This window comes from Salinibacterium sp. SWN167, assembly GCF_015864665.1.
In the GTDB taxonomy this organism is placed as follows: Bacteria; Actinomycetota; Actinomycetes; order Actinomycetales; family Microbacteriaceae; genus Rhodoglobus.
This window is the reverse complement of sequence record NZ_JADYWU010000001.1, coordinates 968,927-981,487: the sequence shown is the minus strand read 5'-3', so window position 1 is coordinate 981,487 and position 12,561 is coordinate 968,927. Positions and strand designations below refer to the sequence as shown.

The window sequence follows — 12,561 nt, the reverse complement described above, 5'->3', positions numbered from 1 at the left end:
CAGCACAGGATCACTCCTGCGGCACGCTACTTCTTTTTGCGAGCTGCCGAGCGCAGCTTCGAGATCTCATAGAGCGTGACACTCGCGGCGATACCGGCGTTGAGCGACTCGGTCGAAGCACTGATCGGGATCGACACGATGGCGTCGCAGTTTTCAGTGACGAGACGCGACAAGCCCTTACCTTCGCTACCGACGACGATCAGAACGGGCTCTTTCGCCAGCGGCAAGGAGGGAAGCGACACGTCGCCATCCCCATCGAGTCCGAGCACGAAGACACCACGCTTCTTGTATTCCTTAATCATCTGCGTGAGGTTATTGGCCATAGCAACGGGTGTGCGTGCGGCAGCACCGGCCGAGGTTTTCCACGCGGATGCCGTCATGCCCACCGAGCGACGCTGCGGAACAATGACACCCTGGCCGCCAAACGCGGCAACCGAACGCACGATGGCGCCGAGGTTGCGCGGGTCAGTGATGCCGTCGAGAGCAACAAGCAGCGGAACCTGGCCGCGAGCTTCTACCTTGTCGAGCAATTCCATGGGGTGCGCGTACTCGTACGGCGGCACCTTGAGGGCAAAGCCCTGGTGCACAGAGTCGAAACCGGCAAGGCGGTCGAGTTCTGGACGCATCACTTCGAGCACGGCAATGCCGCGCGAGGTCGCGAGCTTGAGGATCTCCTTGACGCGGTCATCGTATTCGATGCGTGCAGCCATGTAGAGAGTGTGGGCGGGGATCTTGGCGCGAAGAGCCTCGAGCACCGAGTTACGGCCGGTGACCATCTCAGACTCGTCGGCAGACTTCGCTACCCGCGACCGACTGGGCTGGCTCGAACGCTGGCCGCCCTCGGAGGGCTTGCCACCGTTTCGGCGAGTTCCACCGGCTGCTTCATAGCGCTCGGCCGCAGCCTTGCGCTTGCCTGCGGGGTGGTACGGGCGGTCTTCTGCCTTGGGGGTGGGCTTGCGACCTTCGAGAGCCTGACGTCCCTGGCCTCCCGAGCCGACCTGGGGGCCCTTGCGGCCCTTGCGTACCGCTCCTGCGCGGGGTGTGTTACCTGGGTTTTTCACGAGTGTTGCTCCTGTCGGAAGCGCCGATCAGTCACGGCAAGCTCCAATGCGATCCGGTCGAGTCATCTTCTAGTGCGATGCCCGCCGCTGATAGTTCATCACGGATTCGGTCTGCGGCAGCAAAATCCTTAGCTGCGCGGGCCGTATTGCGATCCTCAATGAGCTGTTCAACCAGTACTGACAAAGCAGCAACGGCTGGCTCTGAACGCTCAGAACCCCATCGTGGATCAAGTGGGTTGATACCCAAAACCTGTGCCATAGCGATCACGTGTGATCGCGCGGTGGCAACCGCCGCAAGATCTCCGTCGTCGAGGGCAGCGTTGCCCGAACGAATCGTCTCGTGCACGACCGCGAGCGCCTGAGGCACTGCAAGGTCGTCATCCATGGCCTCGCCGAATGCCTCGGGCACCTCTGTGGTGTTCGCGACGTCGAAGCGAGTATCTCGCAGTCGACGCGAGGCACGCTCAATGAACACCTCAAGGCGTTCAAAGGCTGCTTCTGCTTCAGCAAGTGACGTGTCAGTGTAGTCGATTGTGGAGCGGTAATGGGCCGCTCCCAACAAATAGCGCACCACAATCGGGCGGGCGGCATCCAAAAGGTCGCGGGCGAACACCGAATTGCCGAGTGATTTCGACATTTTTTGGCCGTTGACGTTGACCATGCCGTTGTGCACCCAGTGACGAGCGAACTCATCACCAGCAGCGGTCGACTGGGCAAGTTCGTTCTCGTGATGAGGGAACCGCAAATCAAGGCCACCACCGTGGATGTCGAATGCCCCGCCCAAATATCGGCGAGACATGGCAGAGCACTCGATGTGCCAGCCTGGACGACCGTTGCCCCACGGCGACGACCACGATGCTGACTCGGGTTCAGTGGCCTTGCTCCCCTTCCAGAGGGCGAAGTCTCTCGGGTCGCGCTTGGAGCGCGGGTCGGCATCGGCTGCGGCAACCATGTCGTCGAGCTTCTGCCGGGTGAGTTCACCGTAGGAGGGCCACGACTGAGTGTCGAAGTAGACGTCGCCGGAGTCGTCGCTCGCGGCATAAGCATGGCCGCGCTCGATGAGCTTCGCGATCAGTTCGCGCATCTCACCGATGTTGCCGGTGGCGCGGGGCTCGTAGGTCGGCGGCAGAATGCCGAGCTCGTTGTAGCCCGCGGTGAACTCGAGTTCGACACGGTAGGCCAAGGCCCACCACTGTTCGGTCGAGCCTTCGGCTGCGGCATCCGCTGCTCGGGTCAAAATCTTGTCGTCAATGTCGGTGACGTTGCGCACGAGCGTGACGTCGAGCCCACGGTAGGTGAGCCAGCGGCGCCAGATGTCGTAGACGAGGGCCGAACGCAAGTGGCCGATGTGCGGAGACGACTGCACGGTAGGACCGCAGACGTAGATGCCCACCTTGCCCGGCTCACGGGGATCGAGGTCGAGGAGGCTGGCGCTACGGGTGTCGTACAGGCGAATAGTCACTAAGCAAGTTTAGCGACCGCCGCTGAGGATTACACGGTCGCACACAGAGGCACGGCGAAGGCGAGCTTCGCCGTGCCTCTCAGGCGCTACTTCGTGTAGGTGTAGAAACCTCGACCGGTTGCGATACCGAGGTAGCCCTTGTCGATGTATTCAGTCTTCAGCCACTCGGCGAACCGCTTCGCGTTGTCATCACCGTGGGACATGACGTTGTACGGCGTAGTGAGCCCGATGACGTCGAAGATCTGGAACGGCCCCATAGGAGCACCAGTAGCGATCCGCCACGTGTTGTCTACGTCGGCGGGTTCTGCATAACCATCGGCCGCGAGCTCTGCCGCAGCGTTGAGGAACGGAACGAGCAACGAGTTGAGAACGTAGCCGGCCTTCTCCTTGTGGATCGGAATCGGCACCATACCGATTGCAGAAGCGAACTCCACGACCGAATCGAAGACAGCGGGGTCGGTGTCTGCCGTACCCATGATCTCTGCAGTGTTGAACTTCCAGATTTGGTTGGCAAAGTGCAGTGCGAGGAACTTGTCTGGACGCCCGGTGGAGTCCTTGATGTCGCTGGGCAACAGAGTGGACGAGTTTGTCGCAAAAATCGTGTGGGCGGGAGCGAGCTTTCCGAGCTCCGCGTAGGTGGTCTTCTTGAGGTCAAGAATCTCGGGAATGGCCTCGATAACGAGGTCGGCGTCCTTAACTGCATCCGCAAGATCGGAGGAGAACCGCACGCGACCGAGGGCTTCTTGCGCCTTGCCGTCTGCCGCACCAGCAACGCTGTCGGCAACGTAGGTGCTCGCCAGCCCGTCGAACCGAGTGCGAGCCTTCTCTAGAACTTCATCGTTGATGTCGTATGCCACGACCTCGAAGCCACTGAATGCTGTTTGGTATGCAATCTGGGATCCGAGCACGCCAGTGCCCAGAACCGTTACACGCTGAATGTTTGTCATTGTGCTCTCTTCTCTTCGGTTTATAACCTGATCCGATGCTCTAAATTTACTCCTGATTGGCTGAGCCTTGGCTGTACCTCACGAGTGTGCAGCATGTGCTTCAGCGGGATATAAAGCGCTTGTTTTCTGGGGGCATGTGGGTCACGGACTGGCATCAATCAGGGGTTTTTAGCTAGCAGAACCCTGCAAATCACGCGCACGAGTGTGAAGACCGAAGTAGAATCAGTGCAAATCAGCAACGAAGCATGAGAGAGGAATGGACCGATACCCAGTCCACGCAATCAAGCCATGCTTGTGAAGGCCGCCACTCTCTACTACCTCGAGGGCAAATCACAAGCCGAAGTCGCCCAAGAGATTGGGGTCTCGCGATCGAACGTCTCTCGCGTGCTCGCTGATGCCCGCAAGAACGGCATCGTCGAGATCCGTATCAACGATCCTTTCGGCCGTGCTCAAGACCTCGAAGCTCAACTCGTCGCCCGCTACGGACTCCGCGAGTGCCGCGTCGCGCCCAGCACCGGCGCCGACAACCAACTCACTCGCGTTGGCGCGCTCGGCGCCCAATGGCTCATCGACAATCTGCCCCGCGACGGCGGCATCGCCCTTTCCTGGGGCTCAAGCGTGCAGGCCGTCGTTGATGAGATTCCGGATGACTCCTCCCACGAGAACATCGAAGTGCTTCCCCTCGTCGGCGGGCTTTCCATCGTGGACTCCGCTCGCGACGGCAACGTTCTCGTCCGCCTGCTCGCCACCAAACTGGGAGCGCAACACCGCCGCCTTTACGCGCCCGCGGTCGTCGAATCCCCCGCATCCCGAGAAGCATTCCTGCGCGAACCGTCCATCACCGGCGTATTGAGCGCATCGAAGCGGGCCAAGATCGCGATCGTTGGTGTCGGTAACGTCGGCGTTGGAGCTTCTGGCGCGATCATCGAGTCGATGAACTTGAGCAAGACTGAGCGCGCTGAGTTCGCAGCATCCGGAGCCGTTGGTGACTGCTGCACACGCTTCTTCGACAGTGACGGAAAAATCGTCGAGTCAGTAGTTAATGACCGCGTCATCGCGATCGATCTGGAAGAGCTCGGCAACATTCCGACCGTCGTGGGCGTTGCCGCCGGAGCACAGAAGCTCGAGGGCACCCACGCGGCGCTCACGGGCGGGCTCTTCGATGTGCTCGTCGTCGACTCGGACCTCGCGCTCGCACTCCTCAACCAGCGTTAACGAGCACCACCCCGCGGTAGTCACGCTTCAGGTCAGCAGCGAAGCAGCTCCCGGCGGCCCACTACTGAGCGGTTGAAGCCAGCAGGCCGGCGAAAGTTGCGGCGAGTTCTTCCGCAGTCGTGGCTGCGCTCAGCGTTTCGTGCCAGCCATCGAGTTGGAACACGGCGATGAGTTGCGACAGCATCTCCGTTTGTGCGTGCGGCTCGGTGACGAGAATAAGCACCGCGACCCGGGCTGCGACGGTGGAGTCAGCTCCGCCCATTTCGCCGAAGTCGACCGGTTCTGCAAGCATCGCAATTCCTAGGCCCGACTCGATGGCGTGTTCGACATCCGCATGAGGAATAGCAACAGGGATGACGGTCGGCAGCCCGGTGGGGTATGCCCGTTCGCGCTCAAGCAGTGCCAGCTCATAGGTGGGGTGTACTGCTCCGACGGCGAGCGCCTGGGCCGCGAAAGCCGTGAGAACTTCGGCACTCGAGCTGGCTTGGAGGCCCACAAAGCTGAGGTCGGCGCGCGGCATTACGGTCGCGGTTGCGCCCTCGTGGTTGGCATCTGCCGCGGCTGCGTTGGTCGTGTCGCTCATGAACCCTCATCCTTCATTGGCGGTGGTTAAGTTTCGTGTCTGTCGGGCACTTGGCGACTGTGTTAGTCAAAACAAGAACCACTTGTACACATTTGTACATCAAACGTGCATAATTGTGTCACACCAGTCATTCGCGAATACATTGGAGTATCGAAATTGGCCTCAAAACGCATCCTCGTCATCTGTGGCACCGGCGTCGCAACATCCACCGTGGTCGCAACAAAGATCAAGGACTTTTGTGCGTCTAAGGGCCTCGACGCCACAATCTCGCAAGGCAAAGTAACCGACACTCTGCGCGGCGACCTCGCTGCAGACTTCATCGTCGCCACTACCCAAGTGCCCGGCTCGGTCGGAATCCCCGTTATCGCCGGACTCCCGTTCCTTACCGGAATGGGCCTCGACAAGGTGTATGCCGAAATCGAGAAGCAGTTCGGCTAATTCACCCCGACGCCGTGCACCGCAGTTAACCATTGCGGTGCGTTACCGCGCGCTCTAGCGCACCCACACCACTCACTTCAGACAGAGAATTGGACGTTCAACGTTGAACATCATTGAAGATATTCTGACGAATATCACCAGCTATCTCACGGCTCTCGGAGCCTCCGTAACCCTGCCGATCCTCATCACGATCTTCGGCATGATCCTTGGCCAAAAGTTTAGCCAAGCCCTCCGCGCCGGTGTCCTCATCGGTATCGGCTTCATCGGCATCAACCTCGTGATCGGCCTCATGGCCGGCACGGTTGGTCCCGCCGCTCAGGCTCTCGCCGTGAACCTCGGCGTGAACCTCACCGTTCTTGACGTTGGTTGGCCCGCGAGCGCCGCCATCGCGTTCGGATCAACTATCGGGGCGGTGATTATTCCTGTCGGCATCCTCGTCAACATGTTGCTGCTGTGGTCGGGCCTTACCCGCACGTTCAACATCGACCTGTGGAACTTCTGGCACTTCGCCCTCGTGGGCGCTCTTGTCGGAGCCGTCACCGACAACTTCTGGATCGGTATTGCCGCTGCCGCCGTGCACATGGTGATCGTTCTGGCCCTGGCCGACCTCTCGGCACCGATGATCCAGAAGTACTTCAACTTCCCCGACATCTCGTTCCCCCACGGAACCAGCGCGCCGTACATCCTGTTTGCGATCCCCTTCAACTGGATCTTCGACCGCATCCCCGGCTTCCGCAATCTGAAGGCTGACCCGCAGACCATCGAGAAGCGCTTCGGTGTCTTCGGCGAATCGATGATCCTGGGTCTCGTGCTCGGAATCATCATCGGGCTCGCTGGCTTCGGCTTCGACGACCCACGTGAAGACTCGATTGCGATCCTCGTTCTCGCGATCAGCCTCGCCGCCGTTCTACTGCTGCTGCCGCGCATGGTGTCGATCCTGATGGAAGGCCTCATCCCGGTCTCCGACTCCGCTCGCGAGTTCGTTCAGAAGCGTTTCCCCGGCCGCAAGTTCTACATCGGTCTTGACACCGCTATCGCCGTGGGGCAACCCGCGGTGCTCGCGACGTCGCTCGTGTTGGTTCCCGTCACCGTGTTGATCGCTATTGCGCTCGCTCCGCTCGGCAACCAGGTACTGCCGCTCGTTGACCTTGCGACTCTGCCGTTCATCGTGGCCATGATGGTTCCGATCTTCCGTGGCAACATCGTGCGCTCCGTCATCGGTGGTGCAATCGTTATTGCGATCGGCCTGTTCATCGCCACCGCAACGGCACCGCAGTTCACGGCCATCGCCGAAGCTTCCGGCTTCAGCGACAACCAGGGATCACAGCTCATCTCGTCGCTCGTCGACGGAGCCAACCCTCTGACCGGCCTGTTCTTCGGAGTAGCAAACCTCGGCGGCTGGACCATTGCGGTCCTCGCCGTGCTCTCCCTCGGCTTCGCCTACTGGGTGAGCCGCCTCGAGAAGAAGCGCGACATCGTTCGTGCTCAGGTCGAAGCGGATGCCGCAGCAGCATCCGACGAAGAAGTAGCCAAGGCCTAACAGGCCTGGCTTCGCCGCCGAAAGCCCCGCTCCCCCAGGAAGGAGCGGGGCTTTTGTGCGTCCGCTGGACGGCGCTGGACGGCGCTGAAGGGCGCTGAAGGGCGCTGAAGGGCGCTGAAGGAGGATCGCCGAGCGGTGAACGGCGCTTAACGCACAGAAGGCCCGCACCATGCCGGTGCGGGCCTTCTGTGTTAGTTGCTATTCGACGGTGGAGAGCAGTTCTACGAGCTGGTCGAGAACGCTGTCAGCGCCCTCATCGTCGGAGGCAATCGTGACGGTTTCGCCCTGCGAGACACCGAGCGAGATAACGGCGAGGATGCTGGCCGCGTTGACGGCCTTCTCACCCTTAGCGACCGTGATCTTGAAACCGCTCTTGCTGACGGCCTGCGTAAACAGAGCAGCGGGGCGGGCGTGAAGTCCGGACGGTGAAACGATTGTGGCTGTGCGTTCTGACATGGTGTACCTGTTTCGAAACGTGGTGGACAGCGCCCGTACGGAGCGCTGGGGTGGAACCCGCGAGCGGGTTGCGGCTCTAGAGCAAACGCTCCGGGGTCGCGACGAGGTTGGTGATGGTCGCGAGCATTCGTGCGGCATCCGCACCGTCAGCTACACGATGATCGACGGTGAGGCCGATCGTGCAGCTCAGACGAACACCGAAGGATTCGTCGTCAAACACGCGCATGCGCGGCTTGACGGCTCCCGACGACAAAGCTGTCGACTGCGGTGGGGTCAGTAGTGCGTTGAACGATTCCACGCCGAATCCACCCAGATTCGAGAATACGCTTGTTCCGCCGCCGAGGCGTGCGGGCGGCAAGGTTCCCTTGCGCGTCTCGTCGACGACGGTCGCAATTTCGGCGACCAGGTCGGCCAGCGTTCCCTTGTGCGAGTTCGTCAGCACCGGCGCGATGAGCCCCGATGGTGAGTCAATCGCGAGCGCAATTCCGATGTGCTCGTTGGCAGCAACTCCCCCATCAGTCCAGGTGCCATTGAGCGCAGCGTTCTCGGCCAGAGCGATTGCTTGAGCCCGCACAAAGAGCGCGGTCCAGCTTGCGCCGCCGAGCGTGGTTTTGCGCACGGCAGCCAAAGCTGACAAATCGAGATCAACGTAGGCAGTGAACTGCGGAACGAGAGCGGATGCCGCCATCACCTTGGCAACTTGCTTGCGGGTGCGCAGGCGGCGAGCTTCTACCGGGTCAACCGCTGTAGCGGGCGCTGTGGCGGGCGCTGTGGCGGGCGCAGCGGCCACAGCCGGAGCCGGAGCCGGAGCTGCTGGTGCTGCGGCCGGAGCCGGAGCGGCGACGGGGGCTGCAGCGGCCGGAACGACCGCAGGAGCAACGGGAGCGGCTGACGCAACCGGTGCCGCAACGAGGGCTGCGGGTGCTGCGGTAGCCGCTTCGACATCCGCGACCCGCACGGTGTTGTCTGGGCCGGTCGGTGTCACGGTCGCAAGGTCGATGCCTGCGGCTTCTGCTGCACTGCGTGCGCCCGGAACGGCAGGAATCCAACCGGTGGCGATCGGCGCAGGCGCAGCAACGGGCGCAACCGCTTCGGCCGCAACCGCAGCCGGAGCTTCAACAACGGGCTCGTCGAAGAGGCCGCCGAGCAGGTCATCCGCTTCGGTTGTGATGAACGCGATCGTGTCGCCTACCGCGTAGACGTCATCGGGCTGCGCAATGATGCGAGCGAGCACACCATCGAATGGCGACTCCACTTCCATGTCGACTTTGTCGGTCGCGACCTCACAGATCGGCTCCCCGGAACGAACCGAGTCACCTTCCTGCTTGAGCCACGCGACCATCGTGCCCTCTTCCATGGTCATGGACATTTTGGGCATTGTCAGTGGCAGCTCAGCCATGTCACCACTTCCGAACGAGATCAGTGGCTGCCGCGACGATGTCTTCAACTTGAGGAACCGAAGCGCGTTCGAGCTTGGGTGCGTACGGGATGGGGATGTCGAGGCCAGCAAGACGCTTGATCGGCGCACGAAGGTAGCCGAAGGCATCCGACTCGGAGATGATCGCAGACACTTCGGACATGAAGCCGAGTGTACGCACAGCCTCTTGCACGAGCAGGACACGACCGGTGGCCTTGACGGTGCGCAGGATGGTGTCGCTGTCGAGAGGCTTGAGCGTGCGCGGGTCAACCACGGTTGCTTCGATACCGTCGGCGGCGAGAATCTCGGCAGCCTCGAGTGCGCGGCTCACCTCGACACCGGTGGCAATAATGGTGAGATCCTTGCCCTCGCGAGGAACAGCGGCGACACCGAGCGGCGTGCGGATGTCTCCCGTGCGCACCTCTCCCGAGGTCTTGTAGAGCAGCTTGTGCTCGATAACCATGACCGGGTTGGGGTCGTCGATCGCCGAGAGCAGCAGGCCCTTGGCGTCATCCGCCGTTGCCGGCATGACAACCTTGAGACCCGGGATGTGCACGAACCACGCTTCGAGGCTCTGCGAGTGCTGCGCGGCAGCACCCGTTCCCGAGCCGCCGGGAGCGCGAATAACCATCGGCACGCTCACGGCGCCACCGAGCATGAAGTGAATCTTCGCTGCCTGGTTGGCGATCTGGTCCATGGCCTGAGCCGTGAAGTCAGAGAACTGGATCTCCACGATCGGGCGCATTCCGGTCATGGCAGCACCGACACCGGCACCCATGATGCCGAGCTCACTGATGGTGGTGTCGCGGATGCGCTCGGGGCCGATCTCGTTGATCAGCTCGCCGGTGACTCCAAAGGCGCCACCGTAGGTTCCGACATCTTCACCCATGATGAAGACGGCGGGGTCCTTAGCCATGGCGATGCGCATTGCGTCGCGAATGGCCTCAGAGTAGGTCATTGTCACTGTCTCGGCCGGTGCGGGGGCCGCTGCGGGCTGGGCCGCGGTCGTCTCAATAGTCATCGTTGTTACCTTGCGTAGACGGCGGAAAGTAGATCGTCAGCGGTGGCGTCCGGCGCAGCGTTGGCGCGCTGAACGGCACTGCGCAGCTCGGTGCGCACGTTGTCGCGCACAGCGTCGATGTCAGCCTGCGTGAGGCCACCGGCGGCGAGAGCCAGAGCTTCGAAGTGAGGAATGGGGTCTTTACCGCGCCACTCATCGATCTCGTCGCGCGTGCGGTACAGGTTCTTGTCTGACTTCGAGTGTCCGCGCCAGCGGTACGTCTTTGCTTCGATGAAGGTCGGTCCGCCGCCAGCACGAGCGCGGTCAACCGCTTCCTTCGTGGCGTCATAGACAGCCTGAACATCGTTACCGTCAACGGTGACTCCGGGGATGCCGTAGCCCTTCGCGCGGTCAGAAAGCTGGTCGAGATTGAAGGCCTTCTCTGACGACATCGACATGCCATAGAGGTTGTTTTCGCAGAGGAACACAACGGGAAGCTGCCACATGGCCGCGAGCACAACACCCTCGTGCCAGGCGCCTTCACCCATCGCGCCGTCACCGTGGAAGCTCACAGCAACCTGCTTGGTGCCGCGCATCTTCGCCGACAGCGCTGCGCCGGTCGCGATAGGGATTCCACCGGCAACGATGCCGTTCGCACCGAGGTTTCCGGTTTCGGTATCCGCGATGTGCATGGAGCCACCGCGGCCGCGGCAGTAGCCGGTTTCTTTCGCAAGAAGTTCAGCCATCATGCGCTCCATATCGGCGCCCTTGGCGATGCAGTGACCGTGGCCACGGTGCGTCGAGGTGATGTAGTCGTCCTTATTGAGGGCGAGGCATGCTCCCGTTGGCACGGCCTCTTGACCGATCGACAGGTGCATGGTGCCGTGCATGAGTCCACGGCCGTAGAGATCTTCCACTGCTTCTTCAAAGCGGCGGATTTTCCACATGGTGGCAAGGCTGGCTGCCGCGAGTTCGCGGTCCGCAACGATCTGCGTGTTCATAGTGGTCACCTTTCTTAAACGGAGAGCAACGACGCGAGTGCAGGAACCTGCAGCTGGCCATCGGCGAGAAGGGCATCCTGCAGCTTGCGCAAGATCACAATCGTTTTGGTTTCGTCGAGCTGTACGTCGTCGTAGGTCACCGCAGTTCCCTTGGCAACGTCACGGATGAGCGTGCCCGCCGATGCCAGACCGATGGGCAGTTCGCGCCCGGCCTTGGCCTCGGCCGCCGGAACAGCGTCACCGTAGACGTGCTCGCCACCGATGCCATCGATTTTCTCGCCAACCTTGAGGTCGCGCTTGGCCATGGCAGAAACATCTGCGTTCCAGGCGATCGGAGCGAGCGACGGCTGGCGGTCGATCATGACCTCGCCAATCGACAGCACTGCCTCGACGCTGGCGAGGTGGTACGGACGGTAGAACGCAAAGTAGGGGCCTTCGCCGAGCTTGAGGTAGCTGAGCTCCTCGTGCACCACGGGGTCAGTTGCCTTCGCAACAACGAACACACCGGGAGCAACCGGGCCAGTGGCGTAGTCAACAACACCGCTGCGGTCAAGGATGCCGCCGTCTTCGATGGGCTTGAAGATGTCCTGCAGGGTCGGCACTGTTGCGGCCGGTCCGTGCATCGAACGCTTCGTGAGCTCAAGGTCTGCCGCGTTAGCGAGGGCAGCCATCTCGATCATCGTCTTAGTTCCGTCGACGAAGCTGCACAGCATCCGCGGGTTCATGCCCTTGGTCTTGGCTTCTTCTTCGAGACTGGAGGGGGTAGCCGACTCGTTGAGCGGGTTGTTCTTGCCCTTACCGGCGAGCACAACGTCAAGACCGATGTCTTCGACGTACTCGACGAGCTTCAGGCACTCAACGGGCTCATCGCCACGGCAGACGGTGTAGATGTTGCCGGTCTGCGCTGCGATGCGAGCCAGGAGGAGACCGACGGTGACGTCTGCCTCAACAGTCATGAGGGCGACATCCTTGCCGCCGAGCAGCGAAGCCAGAGCGACTTTGGCGGCGATCTCGGGAACGCCCGAGCACTCGATGACCATGTCGATAGGGAGCTTGGGCAATGCGAGAGCGTCGTTGACGACAACGTGGCCGCCCGCTTCGATTGTGGCGGCAAGCGTCTCGAGGTCCGCTGACTGGTCAACGTCGGTGATGCCGGCGTTGGCGAGAGCGCTTACGGCACGGTCGATCGCAATGTCGGCGACGGCGGTGATGTCGACGCCCTTTTGGCGTGCGATCTGGGCGATGAAGCCGGAGCCCATTTGGCCTGCTCCGACGAGTCCGATGCGGACGGGACGACCGACTTCACGCTGACGCGCAAGCAGTTTGTTTGTGTAACCCATGACTACCCCTTTGAAACCACGTTATATGCACTTATGTGCGTTAGTTAATCAAGTATGTGTATTTAGTATGCCCCGCCGGGAACGACGATGCAATGTCGGAT

12 protein-coding genes are annotated in these 12,561 nt (G+C 61.5%); 3 read left to right on the top strand and 9 right to left on the bottom strand.

Features of this window, described 5'->3' with window-relative positions:
* Positions 1 to 26 precede the first annotated feature (26 nt).
* From rlmB to I6E60_RS04665, 3 genes are all read right to left on the bottom strand, one after another.
* A complete protein-coding gene (gene rlmB / locus I6E60_RS04675) occupies positions 27 to 1,061 on the bottom strand; it encodes a 23S rRNA (guanosine(2251)-2'-O)-methyltransferase RlmB (RefSeq protein WP_197123380.1) in 1,035 nt (344 codons plus the stop codon).
* Positions 1,062 to 1,092: 31 nt separating this feature from the next.
* Positions 1,093 to 2,523, bottom strand: a complete 1,431-nt coding sequence (gene cysS / locus I6E60_RS04670; RefSeq protein WP_197179073.1) for a cysteine--tRNA ligase — start codon at positions 2,521 to 2,523, stop codon at positions 1,093 to 1,095.
* Between the two features lie 86 nt (positions 2,524 to 2,609).
* A complete protein-coding gene (locus I6E60_RS04665) occupies positions 2,610 to 3,470 on the bottom strand; it encodes a 3-hydroxyacyl-CoA dehydrogenase (RefSeq protein WP_197123376.1) in 861 nt (286 codons plus the stop codon).
* A 288-nt stretch (positions 3,471 to 3,758) separates the two neighbouring features.
* On the opposite strand from I6E60_RS04665, the gene I6E60_RS04660 reads away from it, so the two are divergent.
* Positions 3,759 to 4,685, top strand: coding sequence for a sugar-binding transcriptional regulator (locus I6E60_RS04660; RefSeq protein ID WP_197123663.1), 927 nt, complete (start codon positions 3,759 to 3,761; stop codon positions 4,683 to 4,685).
* A gap of 61 nt (positions 4,686 to 4,746) precedes the next feature.
* On the opposite strand, the gene I6E60_RS04655 is transcribed toward I6E60_RS04660, so the two are convergent.
* A complete protein-coding gene (locus I6E60_RS04655) occupies positions 4,747 to 5,268 on the bottom strand; it encodes a PTS sugar transporter subunit IIA (RefSeq protein WP_231601124.1) in 522 nt (173 codons plus the stop codon).
* Positions 5,269 to 5,424: 156 nt separating this feature from the next.
* Here I6E60_RS04655 and I6E60_RS04650 point away from each other — a divergent pair, with 156 nt between their 5' ends.
* A complete protein-coding gene (locus I6E60_RS04650) occupies positions 5,425 to 5,706 on the top strand; it encodes a PTS sugar transporter subunit IIB (protein WP_197179072.1) in 282 nt (93 codons plus the stop codon).
* A gap of 103 nt (positions 5,707 to 5,809) precedes the next feature.
* Positions 5,810 to 7,246, top strand: coding sequence for a PTS galactitol transporter subunit IIC (locus tag I6E60_RS04645; protein WP_197179071.1), 1,437 nt, complete (start codon positions 5,810 to 5,812; stop codon positions 7,244 to 7,246).
* 198 nt (positions 7,247 to 7,444) lie between these two features.
* Here the strand turns inward: I6E60_RS04645 and I6E60_RS04640 are convergent, their stop codons facing one another.
* The 5 genes from I6E60_RS04640 to I6E60_RS04620 form a co-directional block, all read right to left on the bottom strand.
* A complete protein-coding gene (locus I6E60_RS04640) occupies positions 7,445 to 7,702 on the bottom strand; it encodes an HPr family phosphocarrier protein (protein ID WP_197123370.1) in 258 nt (85 codons plus the stop codon).
* Between the two features lie 76 nt (positions 7,703 to 7,778).
* A complete protein-coding gene (locus tag I6E60_RS04635) occupies positions 7,779 to 9,101 on the bottom strand; it encodes a dihydrolipoamide acetyltransferase family protein (protein WP_197179070.1) in 1,323 nt (440 codons plus the stop codon).
* A gap of 1 nt (position 9,102) precedes the next feature.
* Entirely contained in the window at positions 9,103 to 10,140 is a 1,038-nt protein-coding gene (locus I6E60_RS04630; RefSeq protein WP_231601123.1) for an alpha-ketoacid dehydrogenase subunit beta, read from the bottom strand.
* A 5-nt stretch (positions 10,141 to 10,145) separates the two neighbouring features.
* A complete protein-coding gene (locus I6E60_RS04625; protein ID WP_197106304.1) occupies positions 10,146 to 11,120 on the bottom strand; it encodes a thiamine pyrophosphate-dependent dehydrogenase E1 component subunit alpha in 975 nt (324 codons plus the stop codon).
* A gap of 14 nt (positions 11,121 to 11,134) precedes the next feature.
* A complete protein-coding gene (locus I6E60_RS04620; protein WP_197123366.1) occupies positions 11,135 to 12,460 on the bottom strand; it encodes an NAD(P)H-dependent oxidoreductase in 1,326 nt (441 codons plus the stop codon).
* Between the last annotated feature and the right edge of the window lie 101 nt (positions 12,461 to 12,561).

What these genes read in the sequence shown, in the direction of transcription:
- I6E60_RS04665 (WP_197123376.1), bottom strand. Translation starts at nt 3,470, where the DNA reads ATGACAAACATTCAGCGTGTAACGGTTCTGGGCACTGGCGTGCTCGGA.
- I6E60_RS04660 (WP_197123663.1), top strand. Translation starts at nt 3,759, where the DNA reads ATGCTTGTGAAGGCCGCCACTCTCTACTACCTCGAGGGCAAATCACAA.
- I6E60_RS04655 (WP_231601124.1), bottom strand. Translation starts at nt 5,268, where the DNA reads ATGAGCGACACGACCAACGCAGCCGCGGCAGATGCCAACCACGAGGGC.
- I6E60_RS04640 (WP_197123370.1), bottom strand. Translation starts at nt 7,702, where the DNA reads ATGTCAGAACGCACAGCCACAATCGTTTCACCGTCCGGACTTCACGCC.
- I6E60_RS04635 (WP_197179070.1), bottom strand. Translation starts at nt 9,101, where the DNA reads ATGGCTGAGCTGCCACTGACAATGCCCAAAATGTCCATGACCATGGAA.
- I6E60_RS04630 (WP_231601123.1), bottom strand. Translation starts at nt 10,140, where the DNA reads ATGACTATTGAGACGACCGCGGCCCAGCCCGCAGCGGCCCCCGCACCG.
- I6E60_RS04625 (WP_197106304.1), bottom strand. Translation starts at nt 11,120, where the DNA reads ATGAACACGCAGATCGTTGCGGACCGCGAACTCGCGGCAGCCAGCCTT.
- I6E60_RS04620 (WP_197123366.1), bottom strand. Translation starts at nt 12,460, where the DNA reads ATGGGTTACACAAACAAACTGCTTGCGCGTCAGCGTGAAGTCGGTCGT.